We start from the raw sequence: 22,410 nt of genomic DNA on the forward strand, positions 1-22,410 counted from the left end.
ATATATTCGTTATAAATTGTTTTTATAATATGGGTTTATATAGACTTTTCCTGATAATATAATGCGGGAGATTATAGTGTTATTAGGTTATTAGGAACATTTAATGCTGTTTCATAACTGAAAGGAAATTGAAAAAAAACTGAAACTTTTCTCATAAAAATTCAATCTAACTTGAAAAATGAAAGGAAAATGAAATTTTCCAAAAGATATTCTTTGTTAAGATAAAAAGCATACATACAAAAAGTATTGACATATCTTAAAAATGTATTTTCAAGATATAGTGGGGGAAAAGATGAGAGTAGAAAAACAATTAATAAAAAAGATGTATTATGAAACATTCCTAATGGAGAATGAAACAAAACCACCTATTGATGTACTTGGAGAAGCTTATGTAAACGAAGAAAGAAATGAGATTTCTGATGGATCTTACATTCGTTTTGCACAAGGTGAATTTTATTATCGCCATCAAGATTTTGAAGCAGCTATTTTTAAATGGGAAAAAGTTAGTAATGAATTAGCACCATGGGCACAAAAAAATATTGCCGATGCTTATTTCGAGCTTAATCAATTACCAGTTGCTGAAAATGTTTATACGTCCATTACTACTGATAATATAATATTGATGACGGAGATTAGATTACAATTACTTTCTCTTTACATAGAGCAAAATAATTTTGACTCTGCTTTCGCTGTTATTAAAGAAGCAGTTTCTTTAAATCCGGATTATCCAAATGTCACAAAAATTGCCCGTTCCTTTTATGAGGAGCAGCAAGATTTTGATAGTGCAGTAGAGCTTGCTGTGAATGAGTTAATTCGAACAGAATCTTATCCGTGGTTTGAGGTTTTAAAAGGATATATCGATAAAAGATTTACTAAACATATTTCACCAGATTATTTTTATGAAGTATTAGTTACGTTAAATAATGTAGATCAAGTACAATTTACGCAAATGGTTTCATCACTTTGGAATAGTTATAAAAACGAACAAAATTACTTATCATGGCTTAACACAATAAATGAATTTTTCTTACATATTGAAATACATTCGTCCGATATATGGGACAAAATTTCTTCTCTTTACGAAGGAACGTACTTTGAATTAATTCAAGGTCAATATATGCTTAAACAATTGCACGATATCATTCCAAACTTGTTAACAAATTGGTTAAAGGTTGTCAATCCATCTTATGCTGTATTTCCATCTGCAGCTGTATTGGCATGGGATGAGATTTTCCCTTCCGAAATAGATTCAGCAAATATAAAACATGCTGAAAACCTGTTGTTATATTCTATTAATCATGTGGATGGCTTAGAGTATAGTTTGCATCTTTTTGAATCTATTACAGAGTGGGCACAAAAACATAATATAGAAATGGGTCACCGATTTAGATGGTTAGTTGGCGAGCTCGCAGATTTAAGCACAAATCGCATTTTAGTAACGGGAACTTCAGGAAACGGAAAAACTACATTTATTAACTCTATAATAGGAGAAAATATATTAGAAAAATCAATTTCAAATGTAGTAGTTTTAAAAAATGATGCGCATACAGAAATTAACGCCATAACAGACTCAGCAATTACAACAACGGAAGATGTCTCTGATTACCATAATATGATGTCTCAGCACCATCAAACATATAGAGATAGAGCATGTGTTGAATTTAAATTACCATGCAGATTTTTAAGTGAAAATAAACTTACATTTGTAGTTACACCTGGATTTAATAGGAATAACGATACTAGAGATGAGGTATTCGAATATTTAAATTCTGTAGACGAATTACTATTCGTATTGAATGCGGATTCACCTTTTACTGACAAAGAACGTGATATTCTATTAAGCATTCAAGAACATACACCAAATTTACAAATTCATTTCTTATTAAATAAAATCGATAACATTTACAGTGATGCAGAAGTGAAAAGAGTATTACATGATACGCAAGCGAGAATAAACACATATTTCCCGCATGCGAGAATTTTCCCTTACTCTTCGTTATATACAAGTAGTCAACAATTAAATGATTTAACTGAGTTTATTCATTTTAACTTTAATCATAAAAATGTCGATGCAGAACGTACGGAAAAGCTATTGTTTTTCATTCGAAAAACAATTACATATCTATTGGATAAACGCGTTGAGAAAGAAAACAATTTAGTGGATTCTATTCATTGGAATGAAGATATGCTAGTGAAACTAAATGGTAGCAGTAATAATCTTACTACTTTTGAGAAGGAAAAAATTCATTTCATTACACAGTCATATCGTACAATGAAAACGGAAATTACGAATGAACTTACTGAAAATATTCCGAAGATATTACAGAGTTGTTCAGATTTAATTAGTGAAGAAAGCGATTTCGGGCACATTGATACGGAACTAAATAAAGCGATGAATGAAAGAGTACATAAATATTTAGAACAAACTGTATTACCTAATTTTGCTCTTTCTATGAAAAATTGGATTGCGATTTCTAATAATGAGCTCCTTCAAAGTCAATCGTACTTAGAAGAACTTAGTGAAGGACTTAATTCTTTATTTGGAGAAAATCGAATACAGTTAGAATGTGATTTTAAAGTGCTTGATGACTGGCGCAGAGATACTGACAGAATGACGACTAGAATACAAATGGATGAAGTAAATATTTTACGTCGCTTTACGCCAGCACAATTTTTACTGAAAAGTGCCGGTAAATTATTTGGAGTTCTTCCTAAAAACAAAGGTATGCTATATAACAAATACAAACAGTATGTAGAAAATGAAGATTATACCGAGGTAACGGCTTCTATTATGAAGAAATTTTTCTTGCAATTTGAGCTATTTGAAAACACGCAAGAGCGGGATATTAACATATTCTTTAGGAATCCATTTAACTCCTTGAAACAAGCTGTAGAAAACACTCATTTAGAAATACAAGAAAAACAAGAGATGTTACATAAGATGAAATCACAACCTGAAGTTTATCATGATTCTATCATGCTCTTTGAATTGAGATTACGTCAATGTGAAGTAATTTTAAATATAGGTGATGATCATACCTATACAGATGTAACTTTAGAAACAAGCGTAGAATAAAAGTAAAATATACGAGGTTTTTATATGACATTGCATCATATGTTATACGATAGTAAAAGGGAGCAACTTATTACAGTTGCTCCCTTTCATATTTAGATTATTTTTCAGTCTCTTTAATTTTAGTTTGTACTTCGCCAGTTTTAATTTTATTACTTTCTGAGAAACGTAATAAATCGCCTTCAATAATTTTGTCAGACATTCGTAATTCATTTTGTGCACGGTTAATGAGTGCTCGTGCTTCTTTTTTTGGTAAATCTACAATTTCACCTGTTATGCGGTCATAGAAAGTGTTGTTTGTGTATGCATACTTGTTTGTAATAAAGCTACCATCACGTAAAACAACAAAACCGGTATATTCATCTGAAAACATATCATGACCAAAACGAATATCGTTCGTAGTATCAATCCCAAGTAAGTTTAGAATAGTAGGTTTTATATCGATTTGTCCCGTAGGTTTTGAAATCGTTTGACCTTCTGTTTGGCCAGGCATATGAATATATAAAGGTGTGCGTTGTAAATTTAAAGTATCAAATTCTGTTATTTGATCTTTTTCTAAAAACTGTGCCATTGCACGATTGTGTTTTTCAGAAATACCATAATGATCACCATACAACACAATAATAGAATCATCATACATTCCCTCGGCTTTTAAACGCTCAATAAATTTTTTAATTGATTCGTCTAAGTAACGTGCTGTTACGATATAACGATCAAATACGCCATTACCAGAGTTGTATGGTTCAATGAATTTTGTATCTTCATCATAAGTAAATGGATAATGGTTCGTTAAAGTAAGGAAACGAGCGTAAAATGGTTGGTCAACAGTTTTTAATATATCTACTGATTGATCAAAGTATTCGATATCTTTTAATCCCCAATTTAAATTTGTTTCGGGCGTAATTTTGTAATCAAGTTCATTATAGTAACGATCATAACCGAGAGCAGAGTACATAATGTTACGATTCCAAAATGTTGCGTTATTCGCATGGAATACAGAAGTGAAATAACCTTGCTGACGTAAAATCTCTGGAGTCGCAGTATAATCATTGTTACCGTGCGTGAAAAATACAGCTCCTCGATTTAATGGATACAGCGACGTATCGATTAGAAATTCAGAATCGGACGTTTTTCCTTGCCCAGTTTGGTGGAAAAAGTTATCGAAGTAATAGCTTTCATTGATGAATTCATTCAAGAATGGTGTAACTTCTTGACCGTTAACTGATGCGCCTATTAAAAAGGTTTGCAGGGATTCAAGAGTGACAACAATTACGTTTTTTCCTTTCGCTGCACCAAACATGTTAGGGTTTGGCTCACTTTGGTTTGCCTTTACGTAGTTTTCAGTTTCTTGTAATTTACTACTATCAGCAAGTGCTTTTTGTGATCCTGCTTTTACTTGCAGTGTTAAATCATATATTTGATGAGTGTATAGTCCTAAATTTTTAACAAGCATGACTCGGTCGAATGATCTCGTTAATAGTTCAGGGCGCTCTTTTTCTGCAAGGTGTAGATTCGCAAAAAATACACCAATCGTTAAGAGAAAATATACGAAGCGTGCCGGATGAGTTACACGTCCGGTTTGGAAGACTAGTGCCTTCTTCTTTAACAAAATAAAGAAGAAAATAATGTCTACGAATGCGAGAATAATTTTGTAGTTCAATATTTCTATAATACTGCCGCCTAATTGGCCAAAGTTTGATGTTTGTCCAAGTACTGGTAACGTAACGAAATCACTATAAAAATCATAGAACATTACATTCCCAACAAGTACGATTGTTAATAAGAGATTAATACATAGCGCTATATAATTTCGCTTTTCACCGGTTGCAAATAATGCTAATCCGACAAAAGCTAATGATGCAGCGAGAGGGCTAATAAACAAAATAAGCTCTTGTGTAGAAGACTCAATTTTTAAATCAAAACTGAATCTTGTAATAAGATATGTTTTTAACCATACTGCTAACGCAATTATTAAAACAAAGCTTATATTTTGCATTTGTAAATTAATTTTATTTTTCATTTTTACACCTTCTTTATACGATTTATTTAACTTGTGTTATATATTATATTTTCATAACTATTAGAGTGTAATGAACCATTTAATGGTTTCTAAAGGTAACAATATGAAGTATTCATATACGTACAATAGGGAATTTTAAAGCGCAAATCTATTTTTGGAAATAGAACAGAAAAAGTCATAGTTGTAGTAAAAAATACTTATAGACATCCTAACATATTAAACACTATAGTGATGTTACAAAATATCGAACAAATGAAAGTGGAAATGAATAGAGGCTTTTAAAACTGTTGACATTCAATTTGTTAGAATTGAATGTCGATAGTTTTACCATACATAGTTATGTTAAATATGTATCTCGTAAAATCCCGATTTTTGGTGGGATAATCATTAGCGGGGGAAGGACAAGGTACATAAATAAAGCGTTATGGAAGTTAAAATATTTGATTGCTATCTTAATGAAAGAAATTAAATATGAGATAAATATTTTCCAACATACAACCCACTTGCAGCAGCTTGAGATAATGAATGAGTGACGCCTGAACAATCTCCAACTAAAAATAGTCCATGCACACTTGTTTCAAAATGGTTATTTATTTTTATCGTAGGAGCATAGAATTTTCCGTCAATTCCATATAATAAAGTATCTTTATCGATCGGTTCTTGGATGAATTGTTCTAAACGTAATAAAAATTCTTTAAGCCCTTCAATATATAATGGAGGAATTTCTGTATGCAAATCGCCATAATCTCCTTGTAGTGTAGGCTGTATACGGTTATGTTTCATGCCTTTCTCTGTTGTAGGTTGTTTATTTAGTAAGTCCTCTAAGCGCTGTATAACAATTCGATCTCGTCCTTGGTTAATGCTTTTAATAATTGAACTTGCGTATACATTTGCTTCTTTGAGAGTTGAAAAATAGCGCGGGATAAATAAAGTGAAATTTAAGTTAGGTGTGCCAGTTCCTTCCTCTCGAAAATTTTGACCGTCAGGCATAACTAAACCTTCTTCGTACTTTCTAATGATGCGTCCTTTCGGATTCATACAGTACGTAGTTGCTGTGAATTGTTCATGCTCATAAGAAAGTTTTGTCTCAAATGTATCTTTTAATATAGAACGTAATTGGTGTTCTTTCATCTCTACTCTAATACCTAAATCTACACGAGTTTGTTCCTGAGAAATATTTAGAGAAGTGCACATTTCTTTTAACCAATCCGCTCCGGAACGCCCAGTTGCAAACACTAGTTGCTTAGATTGAACTATTCCTTCATTTGTCTCTATTGTAAAATGATCTTTCTGTTTCATAATATGTTGTACATCTATATGAAATTGAATATTTATTTTCGTAAGTAAAAATTCATAGAGCTGCTGAAAAATGTCACTTGAAAGGGTAGTACCAAGATGTCTTACTTCTGTTGTTAGCATTTGTAAACCACACGTTTCAGCTCTCTTATTGAGATTTGGATTTTCTGTAGAGTATTTTGAAACAGAACTTCCTCCGAACTGACATAGAATTTCATCTACTTCAGCCATGAGTTGAATAAAGCTTTCTTTACCGACTTTTTGCTCAAGTTCTCCGCCAAATCCGTTTGTATAATTAAATTTCCCTTCAGATTTTCCTAAACCGCCAAACCCAAAATATTTATCACATGTAGTACAAGTACACACTTTTCCTTCGTCTAAAGGACAATGGCGATCTTCTAGCGCTTTACCTTTATCAAGAATTAAAACCTTTTTGTTACTTTTAGCCAGTGAATAAGCCATAAAAATGCTACTTACTCCAGCACCGATAATTGTAATGTCATACATATTTTTCCACCTGCTAACGAATAGTTTGTTTTTATTTTTCTAGTGTATAACAATTTTATGAAGTTAAGAAATAGCTTTTATTAATAAAGAGGGAGTTTTTGAACTTGATGCTTTTTTAATTTCTCGGAGTGGTGGGATAAATACAAATGTTTTTATTTGAAAGAAGAAATAGTTTTAAATAATCACTATGTCATATGATTAATAAAATCTAACATATAAAGAAACAGACCTTTCAAGTGAAGAGGTCTGTTAATGATTTCAAATGTTATTTAGCAAACAGATGGTTACCAATTACTGCTACTGTTTGGCGTGTCGTAATCCATTTGTCTGTTGATGTTTTTGGATTATAGAAATAAAGCCAATCAGAATGTATGCCATTTGTGGAGATAGCTTCTTCTACTGCCATTTTTGCTTCTGGGCTTGCAGGCTGATTAATTCTTCCATCTGTAACAGGAGTAAAGGCATATCCGTATTTAATAGGTTCATAAATAACGCCTGTTATTGTATTTGGAAAACCTTTTGTGTTTACACGATTTAGTATAACTTTTGCTACAGCTACTTTACCTTTATAGGATTCGCCACCTGCTTCAGCGGTAACTAAGCGTGCCATTAAGTCTTTTTCTTTTTCTGAAATGCTTGAGTTAATTTTTAAATGTTGTCCTGTATAAAGCTTGTTTCCGGCTGTATTGTTAATTTGTTTTATAGATTGAACGGTAACATTGTAACGCTTTGCTATCGTTTCTAATGAATCTCCCTGTTGTACTTGATAAATAATTTGTCTAGAAATGTTCGCAGGTTTGGGTTTGGCATTTTGACGACCGGTGATTTCATTTGAGTTCGTGGCCCCTGGAATATTTAACTGTTCACCAATAAAGGTTTGATCGTTTCCTTTATTATTAGCCTGTTTAATGGATTGTATTGAAACCCCGTATTGTTTACTAATGCCCCAAAGTGTATCATTCTTTTTTACTGTATGAATGGTAGATGCTTCAGCTGTACTTTGATGACATACGAATGTAATTACAGCTGCAGATATAGGGATTATATGTTTTATTTTTAATAATTTCATTGTAAATCCTCCTAGCAAAAATAAGGTGAAATTGTTAAGTAATATAGTTCAGAATGTCTATACATAATATTTTAATATAAGTATATTAGCACGTATAAAATAAATAATCATCATAAGTTTCTTATTTATGTAGTGTAGAGTCCGAATATGAAATATTGCATATGAAAATACATTGAAGTTCATATTGCTGATTACTATAATCTATTTAGTAGAAAGGGAATATGTTATATAAATAAAATCATTATAGATTAATATAATGATTACATATTATTAATAGGAGGAGTGATGTAATGAATATATTTAAAAGAATATCTGTTTCAGCTGTAATTATTTCAATATTTTTAGGAATAGGGGACACGGTCAATAGTGTAAAGGCTGATTCTATAGAACAGCAGAGTAAATTAGGGATAGAACAAGAAACAGATAAGCAAATCATTGTAAAATTCAATGCGGATTTGAAATTACCATATGAAGATGGTATTGAAAAACAGATACAAGCTCAAGCAAGTGATAAAGTACTAGAAGATCTTTTGGTAGAATATCCAGATGTAACATTCACTCGTTTATTCACATCTGTAAGTCCAGAAGAAATACAAGACCTTGAAGTGAAAGCACCCAATAATGTATCTACAAGTTTATTAAACTACTATATTCTTCAAACTCAAAATGGTGAGCAGAAAGAGGAACTAGTAGATAAGTTAAAGACATCTTCTTTAATAGAAGATGTGTATATGCAGAAGCAAGAAAAAATAACGCCACCGGAAGTGCAAATATCAAGTGTAGCTCTTAGTCCTAATAACAATCCTAGATTTAAACAACAAGGTTATCTTGAAGCAGCACCATACGGTATTAATGCGCCTTTCGCCTGGGGAGTTCAAGGCGGTAATGGAAATGGTATAACTTTTGTTGATATGGAATATGGATGGCTATTAAATCATGAGGATTTAGTACATCAAAATATTGAATTAATGTCTGGAAGAAATATAGATCAGCATGTTGGACATGGGACCTCTGTACTAGGAATTGTATCCTCCGAAGATAATGAAGTGGGGAATATTGGGATTGCGCCAAAAGCGAAAGCGAAAGTGATTTCTCAAATAAGAGATAACGGACAATATAATACAGCTGATGCGATATTAAGTGCTGTAAATCATTTAGAAGCTGGGGATGTTTTATTATTAGAGGCACAAGCTTCCTTTGATGGATATGGTGATAAATATTTACCTGTTGAAGTACAACCAGATATCTTTGATGCAATTCGTGCTGGTACAGATAAAGGTGTTGTAATTATAGAGGCTGGAGCAAATGGGTGGAATGATTTAGATCAATTTAAAGATAGAAATGGCAAACAAGTCTTAAATCGTAATAGTAAAGAATTTAAAGATTCAGGTGCAATTATGGTAGGAGCGGGCTCTTCATCTTTCCCTCATGAGCGTATGTGGTTTTCAAATTATGGAAGTCGGATTGATGTGTACGGGTGGGGAGAAAATGTAGATACAACTACAGCCGAGCAAAGTAGAAGTGCTGTAAATCTTTATACTACAAGCTTTAGTGGAACATCTAGTGCGTCGCCAATTATTGCTGGGGCAGCGACTTTAGTACAAAGCATTGCTAAAAAAAATTTAGGACAACCGTATAGACCAAGTGAATTAAGAACGATATTAAGTAACCATAACACTGGAACGAAATCTAAAAATCCATATGCAGATAAAATTGGTGTTTTACCAGATTTGAAGTCTATACTAGTAAACTTAGGGTATGAACAAAGAGAACTGAACGGTGGGAATGAGTTACAAGTAACAGAAAATGAACCAAATAATGAACGTAGACAGGCAAATAAAGTTAACTTTCATACACCAATGAAAGGAACACTACATAATCGTGATAAGGTAGATGTATTTACTTTCCAAATTGACTCACCAGAAAATATTAATATTTCTCTACTAAATGAACAAAACATTGGAATGACATGGGTACTTCATCATGAATCAGATTTAAACAACTATGTAGCATATGGTGAAAATGAAGGGAATGTAGTTAAAGAAACTTATAATGCAAAGCCAGGTAAATATTATTTATATGTTTATAAGTATGAGAATAAAGATGGTTCATATATATTGAATATAAAATAAACGAAAGGAACTTCAGATGAAGTTCCTTTAAATTTTTCTAATTCAGTATATGTGAATGATTTTTTAACTTTACTTCTATGCAATATTTCATATTGATGAAATGTTATTTATTTTTTACTCACCAGATTATATTATATTCAATAAGTTTGATATAAAACAGAAAAAGGAGGAATAATAATGAGCAATAAGAAGTTTATTTTGAAATTATTCATATGTAGTATGATATTTATCACATCTGTATTTGCTTTACACGATAAGCAAGTCGTTGCAGCTAGCTCTGTTATTGAACTTGAAAATTGGTCAAAATGGATGCAACCTATACCTGATAACATCCCGTTAGCACGAATTTCAATTCCAGGAACACATGATAGTGGTACGTTTAAATTACAAAATCCAATAAAGCAAGTATGGGGAATGACGCAAGAGTATGATTTTCGTTATCAAATGGATCATGGAGCTCGCATTTTTGATATAAGAGGCCGTTTAACAGATGATAATACGATAGTTCTTCATCATGGGCCATTATATCTTTATGTAACACTGCATGAATTCATAAACGAAGCGAAACAATTTTTAAAAGATAACCCAAGTGAAACAATTATTATGTCTTTAAAAAAAGAGTATGAGGATATGAAAGGGGCAGAAGGTTCATTTAGTAATACGTTTGAAAAAAATTATTTTGTTGATCCTATCTTTTTAAAAACAGAAGGAAATATAAAACTTGGAGATGCTCGAGGGAAAATTGTACTACTAAAAAGATATAGTGGTAGTAATGAATCTGGAGGATATAATAATTTTTATTGGCCAGATAATGAGACGTTTACGACAACTGTAAATCAAAATGTAAATGTAACAGTACAAGATAAATATAAAGTGAGTTATGATGTGAAAGTAAAATCTATTAAAGATACGATCAAGGAAACGATGAACAATAGTGAGGATTTAAATCATCTATATGTTAATTTTACAAGCTTGTCTTCTGGTGGTACAGCATGGAATAGCCCATATTATTATGCCTCTTATATAAATCCCGAAATTGCGGCATATATTAAACAAGAGAATCCAAAAAGAGTTGGTTGGGTGATCCAAGATTATGTTAGTGATAAGTGGTCACCGATTCTCTATCAAGAAGTTATAAGAACTAATAAGTCACTTTAATTTTCACCATAATTTCATAGAAACAATGTAACGCTATTAAAAGTCTTGTGGAATTCCCATAAGACTTTTTAGTATTGGATATTATGAGAATCAAAGTTCTTTGAATAGGTTTATATAGTTAATATAATAATTTAATGCAGTTATAAAATCGACACAAAAAAATGTCGATAAATGTCGAATATTATTGTAATATAAAACATATAAGTATAATATACAGATGAGGTGGAATTGTTGTCTTTTATTAAAAATAGTAAAATTGGAACGAAATTAAATGTGTTAGTCATTATATCGAGTTTGGCTTGTATCATGTTATCTTCTCTAGGGTTTTTAGGGCTTCAAAAAGGTGAAAATACATCTTCTAGTATGTATGACGAAAGGCTATTACCAATTGAATGGATAGGAACTGTAGAATCAAATTTTTACCATGTTAATATGAATTTTATGGAGATTATGATATCGAAAGATGAAAAAAGAATGAAAGAACTAATAACAGAAATGGATAAGACTAGGAAAGAAAATGATGAGTTATTAAAACAATTTGAAACTAGAATTAGTTCTCATAAAGAAAAGGGCTTGTATAATGCATTTCAAAGTCAATTCAAAGATTTAAGAATACAAATGAAGAAAGCACAGGATTTGGGACTGACTAATAATGAAGAAGCTTATAGCTATTATTTAAAAGAAATTGAGCCTAATATGGGAAAAACAATTCAGTCTATCCGTGAACTTATTTTATATAATAATACCGCGGCTGAACAACTACAAAAAGAGAATATCAATAGTGTGAAAAATACAATAATAACATTTGTAATTATTTCATGTGTTGGAATCATAATAATTATTTTTATTGGTTTTATAATAAAAAATACTATAAAAAAACCAATTGTATTATTACAAAAAGATATGGAACGAGTATCTGCTGGAGATTTAACAATTCGAACTTCTTATAAATCCGAGAACGAATTAGGCCATATTGTACAATCCTTTAATAGTATGTTAGATAACTTGCAACAATTAGTCGATCAGGTGAAGGTTACAGCAAAAGAAGTGATTATTTCAACTGAAAATATGTTACAAGAGACAAAAACGGCAGCACATATATCAAACGAGGTTGTTCGAACTACTTCTGAAATAAATAAAGAAATAGAGGGACAGGTGACTAGTATTCAAGAAAGTTCAACTGCGATGGAAGAAATTGCAACTGGAGTTCAAACAGTAGCTGAATCTTCAGCGATGGTTGCTGAAGTTGCTGTTGCAACAATAGACCAAGCAAATTCTGGTAGTGAAGTTATAAAACAATCTATTCGTCAAATGAATAGTGTGAATGAAGTTGTCGAAGAAACTTCTAAGGTCATTGATAGACTTGTTACACGTACACAACAAATTGAAGAAGCGCTAGATATTATTACTAATATTGCAGAACAAACGAATTTACTGGCCTTAAATGCTGCAATTGAGGCGGCACGCGCCGGAGAAAATGGAAAAGGATTTGCAGTAGTTGCAGCTGAAGTAAGAGGTCTGGCTGAGAAATCTAAAACGTCTGTAAATGATATAAATAATTTATTACATTTTATACATCAAGATACACAGGATACAGTTCATGTAATGAAAAAAGGTCAACAACAGGCTAGTGGTGGTAAAGAAGCAGCATATAAGGCAGAACTCGCATTTTCATCTATTATGCAAGATATTAATAGAATAACGTCCCAAATTCAAGAAGTGTCTGCTGCCACAGAAGAAATGTCTGCTGGGACAGAAGAAGTGAATGCCTCTTTATCAATAGTCTCTGAAACTGCAACACAAGTCTCGCAAGAAACGAATCGAACGGTACAATCAATTCAAGCACAAGCCACATTGATTCAAGAAATAACGACGAAATCTAATGAAATGAAAAAGAAAGTCGAAAATTTAGAAATGCTAATTTCACAATTCATTATTGAAGAATAAGTTTGTTAACATTTATCAGTAGTATAAACTTTAAGATACTCAATATAGTGCTGCGTTGCACAATTTGAAAAAGGACCTTTATAGGTTCTTTTTTTGTAAATGGTGTGAATGCTATGTTTAATTATAGTGAAAAACAGAAATTTGTTATATAATAATCATTTAAATTTGTACCTACAAATTTTATATGTAATAATGAATTTGATTTATTCTAATGAAATGGAGGTATATACTATGAAGTTTCCACATGATTTTTTATTCGGAGCTGCTTCAGCTTCTTATCAAGTAGAAGGTGCATGGAATGAGGATGGAAAAGGTGTTACGAATTGGGATGAGTTTTCAAAAATTCCTGGCAAAACATACAATGGAACAAATGGTGATGTAGCGGTTGATCATTATCATCGATATAAGGAAGATGTTCGTTTAATGGCTGAGATGGGATTGGAATCGTATCGTTTTTCGATTTCTTGGGCGAGAATATTGCCGAATGGAGATGGAGAGGTAAATGAAAAAGGCATTAAATTTTATAACAATTTAATTGATGAATGTTTAAAGTACGGGATTGTACCGTTTGTCACTTTATATCATTGGGATCTACCATTACCGTTAGAAAAGGATGGTGGGTGGACGAATAAACGAACAGCAGATGCTTTTGTAAAGTATGCCGAAATTTGCTTTAAAGCATTTGGTGATAGAGTGAAACATTGGATTACTTTTAATGAAACAGTAATGTTTTGTGGATTAGGCTATTTAAAAGGTGCACATCCACCAGGGATAAAAAATGATGTTCCAAAGTATTTTCAAGCGACTCATTATGTATTTTATGCACATGCGAAAACAGTTGCGGTGTACAAGCAGCTGAAACAATATGGGGAGATTGGGATTACACATGTTTTCTTACCTGCTTATAGTGTGGATGATGAAAAAGAAAATATACTAGCAGCAAATCATGCGAATGAATATGAAACGTATTGGTATTATGATCCAGTTTTAAAAGGTGAGTATCCACCTTATGTTGTTCAACAATTAAAGGAAAAAGGGTGGACTCCTAATTGGACGGTTGAAGAATTAGAAATCATTAAACAAAATGCCGAAAAGAATGATTTTATTGGCTTGAATTATTATCAACCAATACGAGTAGAAAGATACGATATGGATATAAAGAGCGATGAGCATTCTCGAGAAAACTCAACACTTGCTCCAGGTAATCCTTCTTTTGATGGTTTTTATCGCACAGTAAAAATGGATGATAAAACATATACAAAATGGGGATGGGAAATATCTCCCGAAGGTTTCTTAGATGGATTGCATATGTTGAAAGAGCGTTACGGTGACATAAAGATGTATGTAACGGAAAATGGACTTGGTGATGAAGATCCAATCATTGAAGGAGAAGTTGTAGATGTTCCGAGAATTAAATTTATTGAAGAGCATTTAAAAGTAATAAAGCGTGCAATTGAAGAGGGAATCAATTTAAAAGGTTATTATGCATGGTCAGTGATTGATTTATTAAGTTGGTTAAATGGGTATAAAAAGCAATATGGCTTTATTTTTGTCGATCATAATGATAACTTAAAACGTAAGAAAAAACTTTCGTTTCATTGGTATAAACATGTGATCGAAACGAGAGGAGAAGAGTTATAACAGATAAAAGAGTATTTTAGGAGAAAGTGTATGAGTGCAAAGTATAAACAAATTGCAGATGTGTTAGAGCAAAACATTAGAGATGGGCTTTTTAATGAAACGAAAAAACTACCTACAGAAGAAGCTTTGATGAATCGGTTTGAAGTAAGCCGTAATACGATACGTAAAGTAATTAGTCAGCTTGTAAATAGAGGTTATATTTTTCAAGTGCAAGGTAGTGGTATGTTTTTACATGAAACTTCTGTAACAGATTACATTAATTTAGGAAGTTTACGTGGATTAACGAAAAATCTCGTTTCGCAAAATATTGAAACGAAAGTGTTAGAGCTTGAAGTAATAGATGCGGACGAAGATATAGCAAAGCGGATGCAATGCGAAGCTGGAACTAGGATATATTTTTTGAAGCGTTTAAGAATTGTAGATGGTAAACCATTCTCTATTGAAGTAAGTTATTTCAAAAAGGATATTATTCCATATTTGAATAAAGAAATAGCATTAAGCTCTGTATACAGTTATTTCATTGAAGATTTACGATTAAATATTGGCTTTGCCGATAAATTTATTAGTTGTGAAAAAGTAAATAAAGAAAACGCGCAGCTGTTAGAATTAAATGAAGGTGATCCGGCGCTTCTTATTGAAAATACAGTATGTCTTGTAAACGGGACAATTTTCGAGTTATCTCAATCGATGTTTCATTATGAAAAGACTAAACTTTTAAATCGAATTAATTTCAAATAAAAATAGAAAATAATTTATCGTGTGAAAAGCAACTGAGTCCAAAGTGATCAGTTGCTTTTTATTTTTTAAAGTGGATGAGCAAAAAAACACAAAAGTGGTTGGTCCGTTTTTTGTAAACATCTATTATGATAAGAGAAGAAAGGTAGTATGTTATTAAAGTTTTAAAGAGGAAGTTCTTTATTAAAATAGATTGTCTTTAGAGAGGTGAAAATACAATGATTTTTGCAATTTCACTAGTGGTTATTATTGTAATTGGATCCCTGTTTGGGACCGTGTTAGTTGCACGAAATGTGGAGGAGAATTACGGCAAGTCTACAAAGAGAAATGTGAAAAACTTATCAACTATTTATATTCTTCTTCTTTTCGTACTACTTGTTGGGGTAACGTGGTATGCGGTAGTGATTTAATAGTTTTGAAAGAAAAAAGTTAATATTGTATATGATGGAGGAGTATGATTTTGATAAAAAATGAACGCCACGTTTTAATTGTTTTTCCGCATCCAGATGATGAGTCATATTGCGTGGCAGGTACAATTTTAGCTTATGCGCAGCGAAATGTTCCTCTTACTTATGTTTGCTTAACGTTAGGTGAAATGGGGAGAACGATGGGGAATCCTCCTTTTGCAACACGTGAATCATTAAATGTTATAAGAGAGACGGAACTAAAGAGGGCTACAAATATTTTAGGGATTAAAGATTTACGTATGATGGGATATCGTGATAAAACTCTTGAATTTGAAACTCCCGGAGAGTTAAGACGTGTATTACAAAAATGTGTAGAAGAAGTGAATCCTTCGCTAGTTATTTCTTTTTATCCGGGATATGCGGTTCATCCAGATCATGATGCAACAGGAGAAGCGGTAGCAGAGGCGTTAGCTAATATTCCGGAATATAAAAGGCCAACATTTTATGCGGTAGCTTTTTCGAAGAATCATGAAGCGGAAATAGGTCCTCCGCATTTTAAAAACGAAGTGAAAGAATATGTTCCCAAAAAATTAGAGGCATTGCAAGCACATGCATCACAATTTGCGACGAAAGTAACGGAACTAAAAAGAGAGTATGAAGAAGGTGTACCGGAAACAGTAGAGTGGTTAGAAAAGGAACCATTTTGGATATATTCATTCAAAGATAAGAGTAAGTGACGTTATAGCTGAAGGTGATGAATATGTATTTTGAATATAAGAATCGGAAAATTTCTTACAATATAGAAGGATCGGGCCCTGTTATATTGTTATTACACGGTCTTGGTGGGAACGCAAACAATTGGTTATATCAAAGGCAATATTTCAAAGAGAATTGGACGGTGATTTCTCTTGATTTACCGGGGCATGGGAAATCGGAAGGGCTGGAAATTCTTTTTAAAGAATATGCAAATGTATTGTATGAGTTATGCAGTTATTTAAAGATACAAAAAGTAGTTATGTGTGGTCTTTCAAAAGGAGCTAGAGTCGGTATCGATTTTGCTATTCAATATCCAGGCTTTGTTTCTAGTTTAATTGTTGTAAATGCATTTCCCTATTTGGAGCCTGAAGATCGAAAAGAACGAATTGAAGTATATGATTTACTTAGCTTACACGATAATGGAAAAACATGGGCGGATACATTATTGAAGGCGATGGGAGTAGCAGATAATGAAGTAATTGTTAGGGGATTTTATCAATCTTTACAGTCTATTAATTCGGTGCATATTCAAAGATTATTTGCTGAATTAGTAGATTATGATCAAAGACTGTTTCTTTCAAATATTTCATGTCCTACTTTAATTATAAGAGGGGAAAATGATGATTTCGTTCCCGAGAAATATGTAAGAGAGTTTGAAAGACGTTTGAAAAATACAACTTTTATTGAGTTTAAAAATAGTGGACACTTACCTTATTTAGAACAGCCGACTAGCTTTAATATGACGGTAGAAAGATTTTTAAATCATGTAATTAATTAATACTATTATTAAAGTTAATACTGTTATTAGGGAATCAAGGATAGTTCGTTTTGAGAGGGGGCAACAAGGTGGAATGGAAACCAAATCGTGCAGATAAGACGCCTGTATATAAACAAATAGCGGATTATATGGAAAGGGGTATTTCTTCAGGTGAGTTTCCTTCTGACAGCAAGTTACCTTCTGAGCGTACGTTAGCGAAAGAATTACAGGTGAACCGGAGTACAATAGTAGCTGCGTATGAAGAATTAAAATCACTTGGAGTAGTAGAACGGCAAAAGGGAAGCGGAACAAGGGTCAATACAGATATATGGGGTGTCTCACATAAACGAATACCGAACTGGGGTAGGTACGTGGAGGATGGATCGTTCTTACCTAACGTACCACTCGTTCAACAAATTAGAACGGAAACACAAAAAGACGACTTAATTAATTTAGCGAGTGGTGAATTGTCACCAGAATTGATTCCGAGCGATAGATTCCGAACGATTTTGTCGGAGAAAACATTTATGGAAAACCTCGGTTATGACCATCCGCTTGGAAATGAAATGTTGAGAAAAACAATTGCAGCACATGTTCAGCAATATAAACAAATTGAAGCAGATTCGAATTCTATCCTTATTACATCTGGCGCACAACAGGCACTTAACCTTATCGTGCAATGCTTATTAAAACCAGGAGACGCGATTGCAATTGAAGATCCGTCGTATTGTTTTTCATTGCCGATGTTTAAATCTGCTGGCTTAAAAATATTCCATCTACCTGTTGATCAGCATGGAATGAATCCAGATGACTTAATTGATTTGCATAAAAAGCATCGTATTCGCATGGTATTTTTGAATCCAGATTATCAAAATCCAACGGGAACTGTGTTGTCATTAGCAAGGCGTAAAAAGGTTTTAGAGCTGTCTTCTGAATTTGGTATACCGATTGTAGAAGATGATCCGTATAGTTTAACTTCATTTAATGGAGAAGTGAATCCTACATTAAAGTCAATGGATCAAAACGGGAATGTTCTTTATATAAGTTCATTATCAAAAATTGTTGCATCAGGATTACGTATTGGCTGGGTAATTGGCCCTACGCGTGTAATAGAACGTTTAGCGGATGCAAAACAGCAAGTTGATTTTGGCCATAGTGTATTTACGCAGTGGGTGGCAAATCAATTTTTAGAATCAGAAGATTTTCATGCACATATTACAATGCTTCGTGAGCAATTGAAAGACAGAAGAGATGTGTTAATTAGAAAGCTTGAAGAAATATTAGGGGACCAGGTTGAATTTTTTGTTCCAGAGGGTGGAATACATTTATGGTGCAAAGTGCAAGGAACATTTGATGAATATCATTTATTAGGCGAATCTATACGAAATGGTGTAGCGTTTGTCCCGGGAAGTGTTTTAGGTACTAAAAATGAATATATTCGTTTTACTTTTGGGAGAGTAGATGTCGAACAAATTCAACTGGGAATTACGAGGTTTGCGGAAACGTTAAATGAGATCTCATAATAGTGATGCGTAATATTGAAATGAGGGAAAGAAATGAAGTACGTGGCGCTTTTACTGCAAGTAGGCGTGCTATATGTATTTAGCTTAGTTGGTACGTGGATTCAGGAAGTATTCCATTTATCAATGCCAGGAAGTTTAATTGGGATGTTAATGCTGTTTCTGCTCCTTTCTACTCGTATTTTACCATTAAAGTGGTTTGAGGAAGGTGCGGAAAAGTTACTCGTATTTTTACCGTTATTTCTAATTCCTTCGACAACAGGGCTGATGGAATTCGGGTCTTTTCTTTTCGGTAAGGGGAGTATTATATTCCTGTTAGTAGTTGCAAGTACGGTAGTAACTTTAATTGTTTCAGGATATATAAGTCAATTATTAGTAACATCAAAAAAATAAAATCGACAAGGTGCACGATGCAAATGGTCTTAATTATTATTACTGTAGTAATGTATGTATTGGCGACAAAGTTATATAAAAAAATTCCGTTTCCATTTACGTTACCGGTGTTAACAGTTACAGCGAGTATGATTTGCTTATTTTTAATTTTTGATATTTCTCATCATGAATATAGGGAAAATGGGGGAGATATTCTTTCCGGCTTATTAAGTCCTGCAATTGTAGCGTTAGCGATACCTTTATTTAAAGAGCGAAACATACTTATGAAAAACTTTTTGTCGATACTTATCGGTGTAGCGGTAGGTATAGTGGTTTTAACGAGTATGAATGTAGTGATTGGCGGGATGTTAAATATAGATAAGGAACTCATATTAACAACACTGCCGCAATTAGCGACGATGCCTATTGCTATTTCATTAGCGGATCAAATTGGCGGTATTCCATCTATGACTTCTAGTTTTGTAGTTGTTGCAGGGATAACAGGTGCTATTATCGGACCAACAGTACTTAAGTTTTTCCGAATAACAAGTACGATTGGAAAAGGAGTGGGGATGGGCTGCGCATCACATATTATCGGTGTGAGCCGTCTCGTGAAGGAAGGCGAAAAAGAAGCGACAATCGGTTCGGTAACGATGATTGTAACGGGAATACTCATTAGTATATTCATACCGTATGGAACGAAATTTATATTTTAAAATGTAATGGAGATGAGAAAATGACAACATGGTTTATAGTTACTTTATTTATTTTTGGCGCTGTTAAAGTGCTAGTTTCTAGTATGCCAACTTCTGTTGTAGAATCAATTATTAGTAGATTTGAATTGCATCAAAAACTTGAGGAAGAGAATACCTCTATATCGATAGATGGAAAGAATATAGAGGGAGAAATGAAACGACAAGTTATTCATGAATTTAATGAAGCTTTATTTTTAGATAAACATTATTTCCCGCCACATGGAGAAGGAACACCACTTGTTATTGATACGAAGAAAGGGAATAAAGAGATTAGATTTTCTCTATATAGCCATGAGGAACATGTTGATGTAATCAAGCAATATAAGAAGAAAATCGTTGCTTATCGTTTACGTTCAAAAAGTCTTCAAACTCTTGCACCATTAGCAATAACCGAAGATTATGCTTAAGAAGAGATCGATTATGGTCTCTTCATTTTTGTATGAAATGATATACTTTCCAAATAAAAGAAAAGAAAATCATATAGCCAAATAAAGAATATGTATGATTCCAATCCAAGCTATGAATAAAGAAACCGAATCTTTCAGCAACTTGTTCAAAAATGCTGGCAAAAATACCTATTGAAATAATAAGTAGAATTCTAGAAATTGTAGATAATGTTTTGGAAATTTGTATAAAAACAGCTGTTAAAATCGGTAGTACAAACAAAGTAAAGCCAATGTTAACTGAAAATATGGATGAGAATGGTCTAACGGGAAAGGAATACATTTGGTTCGCAACAAAGAAAGCATCTAAGCAAGTTCCGATAATAGAAGAGAGTAAGATTGTAACTGCTAATGCTAGAAAATCATTCTTCTTCTCGAAGGAGGACGTTTTTCTTTGCAAGAATTGCCAACTCAATTGTTTCGAGTGTTTTACAGTAGTCTTCTGTAATTTGTCCATTTATATTTTCCTCCTTATCTACTAAGTAATTTACAACTTGCCAGTCCGTAAACCAATCTTCATTGTCAACTTCTTCATGCTTCATATCTCGCCATGCATAGATGAGTGCAGGACTGTATATACGATAAGCGCCACTACGCAACTGGCATTTCTTTATTCGACGCTTATAAAACTCACGGGAAAAAGATTCATTGACACTTGAAAATAAATGAGGCCAGTAATCTTTCCTTGATCCTGTATGCGGATGGTGCTGGGCCCAGCTTATTATTTGAGATAAAACATGTGTGTCTCGAAATAATAATGAATACAACCTTTTTCCAATTAAGATTCGTTCGTGTAAGGAAGTGAAATGTTTCATTGTATCACCAAATAGTAATACTTTGAGTTTCTTATCATTTTCGTAGAATGGGAAAAGAATATGATTAAATTGAAAGAAATCAAAGAGTTTAAATCCAATACTATTAAGTACAGTCTTTTTAAATTGTATATTTTGAATCACTCTTTTTTCTAAGTAGTGTTGCTCATTAATAATAGTTGCAATGGCTAATGTTTTTTTGTTACCTGTTTTCCAAAAATCGTTCCACATCGTTTCCATAAATGTAGAAACATTTAGGTGAGGGAGAAGGTGAAATAGCTTTTGTGCTCTTTTCACACTTTGTTCATAAAGCAGAAATTGAGGATATACATCTTGGAAAATAAGCCAATTCCCTCTTTCTAAAAAAGAAAAAAATGTGATTTGATCTTTCTCTGATAAAATTTTCGTATATAAATCGCCCTTTAAATCAGTCATATTCCAACCGCCGTTACGTGATACCATATGCCCAAGTAGTGCCCAATGTATTTCTGGATATTGAGTGTAAAATTGGTAGTATGCTCGTGTTCTTGTCACATTATTTTTATTTAGCTGTTCAGTTTGTATTTTTATGTTGTTGATGATGAGTTGCTCTTCTTTCGTTAATTTATACATCGAGCCAGAATGTATGAGTTTGCTTTTTTGTTTTAATTCATTTTTTACATCAAATAGGGAGAGAGGCAGTGCTTTGGAAGGTCCGTTATATGTATGATTTGAATTGCTTCGGTACATTCCGTTACCTCCATTTTTCATAAATTTAAACATGATTATTGGCTATGAATCGTTCTATTTATTTTATTACGAGTATAAGAAATAAATGAGCGGTGTTTTTTATAAGGGTTTAGTTATCATGCAAAAAGTATAAAAAATCTTACTGTTGTGAGGTGAAATAAAAAACAGAAACTATTTTTAATAGTTTCTGTTTTTTTATTTTGTCAATTAAATGTAACAAACGACAATTATGATTTAAATCAATTGAAAATAATTCAATAAATTTTATAAATACAATTTTA

The 22,410-nt window shown here is 32.6% G+C and carries 18 protein-coding genes; 13 read left to right on the forward strand and 5 right to left on the reverse strand.

Translation table 11 applies throughout. The features are described from left to right. Positions 1–292: 292 nt before the first annotated feature. A complete protein-coding gene (locus tag DT250_RS12980; protein WP_060487527.1) occupies positions 293–3,076 on the forward strand; it encodes a dynamin family protein in 2,784 nt (927 codons plus the stop codon). 97 nt (positions 3,077–3,173) lie between these two features. Here DT250_RS12980 and DT250_RS12985 read toward each other — a convergent pair whose 3' ends face one another. From DT250_RS12985 to DT250_RS13000, 3 genes are all read right to left on the reverse strand, one after another. Further along, positions 3,174–5,093, reverse strand: coding sequence for an LTA synthase family protein (locus DT250_RS12985; RefSeq protein WP_098133889.1), 1,920 nt, complete (start codon positions 5,091–5,093; stop codon positions 3,174–3,176). Between the two features lie 465 nt (positions 5,094–5,558). After that, positions 5,559–6,896 (reverse strand): NAD(P)/FAD-dependent oxidoreductase, encoded by a 1,338-nt coding sequence (locus DT250_RS12995; RefSeq protein ID WP_149213095.1) that lies wholly within the window; start codon positions 6,894–6,896, stop codon positions 5,559–5,561. Between the two features lie 265 nt (positions 6,897–7,161). After that, the gene (locus tag DT250_RS13000; protein WP_149213096.1) at positions 7,162–7,965 is read right to left on the reverse strand and encodes a cell wall hydrolase; all 804 of its coding nucleotides are present in this window, start codon (positions 7,963–7,965) and stop codon (positions 7,162–7,164) included. 290 nt (positions 7,966–8,255) lie between these two features. Here DT250_RS13000 and DT250_RS13005 point away from each other — a divergent pair, with 290 nt between their 5' ends. The 12 genes from DT250_RS13005 (at position 8,256) to DT250_RS13060 (ending at position 20,552) form a co-directional block, all read left to right on the forward strand. Continuing rightward, the gene (locus DT250_RS13005) at positions 8,256–10,097 is read left to right on the forward strand and encodes a S8 family peptidase (protein WP_149213097.1); all 1,842 of its coding nucleotides are present in this window, start codon (positions 8,256–8,258) and stop codon (positions 10,095–10,097) included. 177 nt (positions 10,098–10,274) lie between these two features. After that, positions 10,275–11,255 carry a phosphatidylinositol-specific phospholipase C gene (locus DT250_RS13010; protein WP_088064265.1) on the forward strand — a complete coding sequence of 327 codons (981 nt, stop codon included), beginning with the start codon at positions 10,275–10,277 and terminating at the stop codon, positions 11,253–11,255. Positions 11,256–11,486: 231 nt separating this feature from the next. After that, entirely contained in the window at positions 11,487–13,202 is a 1,716-nt protein-coding gene (locus DT250_RS13015) for a methyl-accepting chemotaxis protein (RefSeq protein ID WP_149213098.1), read from the forward strand. Positions 13,203–13,433: 231 nt separating this feature from the next. Beyond that, positions 13,434–14,843 (forward strand): GH1 family beta-glucosidase, encoded by a 1,410-nt coding sequence (locus tag DT250_RS13020; protein WP_088064263.1) that lies wholly within the window; start codon positions 13,434–13,436, stop codon positions 14,841–14,843. A gap of 30 nt (positions 14,844–14,873) precedes the next feature. Further along, positions 14,874–15,581 carry a GntR family transcriptional regulator gene (locus DT250_RS13025; RefSeq protein WP_149213099.1) on the forward strand — a complete coding sequence of 236 codons (708 nt, stop codon included), beginning with the start codon at positions 14,874–14,876 and terminating at the stop codon, positions 15,579–15,581. Positions 15,582–15,796: 215 nt separating this feature from the next. Beyond that, positions 15,797–15,988: a hypothetical protein gene (locus tag DT250_RS13030; RefSeq protein ID WP_000575326.1), complete on the forward strand. Its 192-nt coding sequence runs from the start codon at positions 15,797–15,799 to the stop codon at positions 15,986–15,988. Positions 15,989–16,041: 53 nt separating this feature from the next. After that, entirely contained in the window at positions 16,042–16,722 is a 681-nt protein-coding gene (gene bshB2 / locus DT250_RS13035; RefSeq protein WP_088609511.1) for a bacillithiol biosynthesis deacetylase BshB2, read from the forward strand. A 23-nt stretch (positions 16,723–16,745) separates the two neighbouring features. After that, positions 16,746–17,519 (forward strand): alpha/beta fold hydrolase, encoded by a 774-nt coding sequence (locus DT250_RS13040; protein WP_088609500.1) that lies wholly within the window; start codon positions 16,746–16,748, stop codon positions 17,517–17,519. Positions 17,520–17,587: 68 nt separating this feature from the next. Then, positions 17,588–19,021 carry a MocR-like pyridoxine biosynthesis transcription factor PdxR gene (gene pdxR / locus DT250_RS13045; protein ID WP_048545917.1) on the forward strand — a complete coding sequence of 478 codons (1,434 nt, stop codon included), beginning with the start codon at positions 17,588–17,590 and terminating at the stop codon, positions 19,019–19,021. 33 nt (positions 19,022–19,054) lie between these two features. Beyond that, positions 19,055–19,411: a CidA/LrgA family holin-like protein gene (locus DT250_RS13050; protein ID WP_060487518.1), complete on the forward strand. Its 357-nt coding sequence runs from the start codon at positions 19,055–19,057 to the stop codon at positions 19,409–19,411. Between the two features lie 23 nt (positions 19,412–19,434). Next, positions 19,435–20,106 (forward strand): LrgB family protein, encoded by a 672-nt coding sequence (locus DT250_RS13055; protein WP_060487517.1) that lies wholly within the window; start codon positions 19,435–19,437, stop codon positions 20,104–20,106. A 20-nt stretch (positions 20,107–20,126) separates the two neighbouring features. After that, the gene (locus tag DT250_RS13060) at positions 20,127–20,552 is read left to right on the forward strand and encodes a YfmQ family protein (protein WP_088064260.1); all 426 of its coding nucleotides are present in this window, start codon (positions 20,127–20,129) and stop codon (positions 20,550–20,552) included. A gap of 22 nt (positions 20,553–20,574) precedes the next feature. On the opposite strand, the gene DT250_RS13065 is transcribed toward DT250_RS13060, so the two are convergent. Beyond that, the gene (locus DT250_RS13065) at positions 20,575–20,988 is read right to left on the reverse strand and encodes a CBO0543 family protein (protein ID WP_141542695.1); all 414 of its coding nucleotides are present in this window, start codon (positions 20,986–20,988) and stop codon (positions 20,575–20,577) included. Next, complete coding sequence (locus DT250_RS13070; RefSeq protein WP_087985011.1) at positions 20,951–22,129, reverse strand: DUF2515 domain-containing protein; 1,179 nt, start codon at positions 22,127–22,129, stop codon at positions 20,951–20,953. Before DT250_RS13070 ends, DT250_RS13065 begins: the two co-directional genes overlap by 38 nt. Positions 22,130–22,410: the final 281 nt, after the last annotated feature.

The sequence above is a fragment of the Bacillus sp. AR2-1 genome (assembly GCF_008368755.1).
Taxonomy (GTDB): domain Bacteria; phylum Bacillota; class Bacilli; order Bacillales; family Bacillaceae_G; genus Bacillus_A; species Bacillus_A wiedmannii.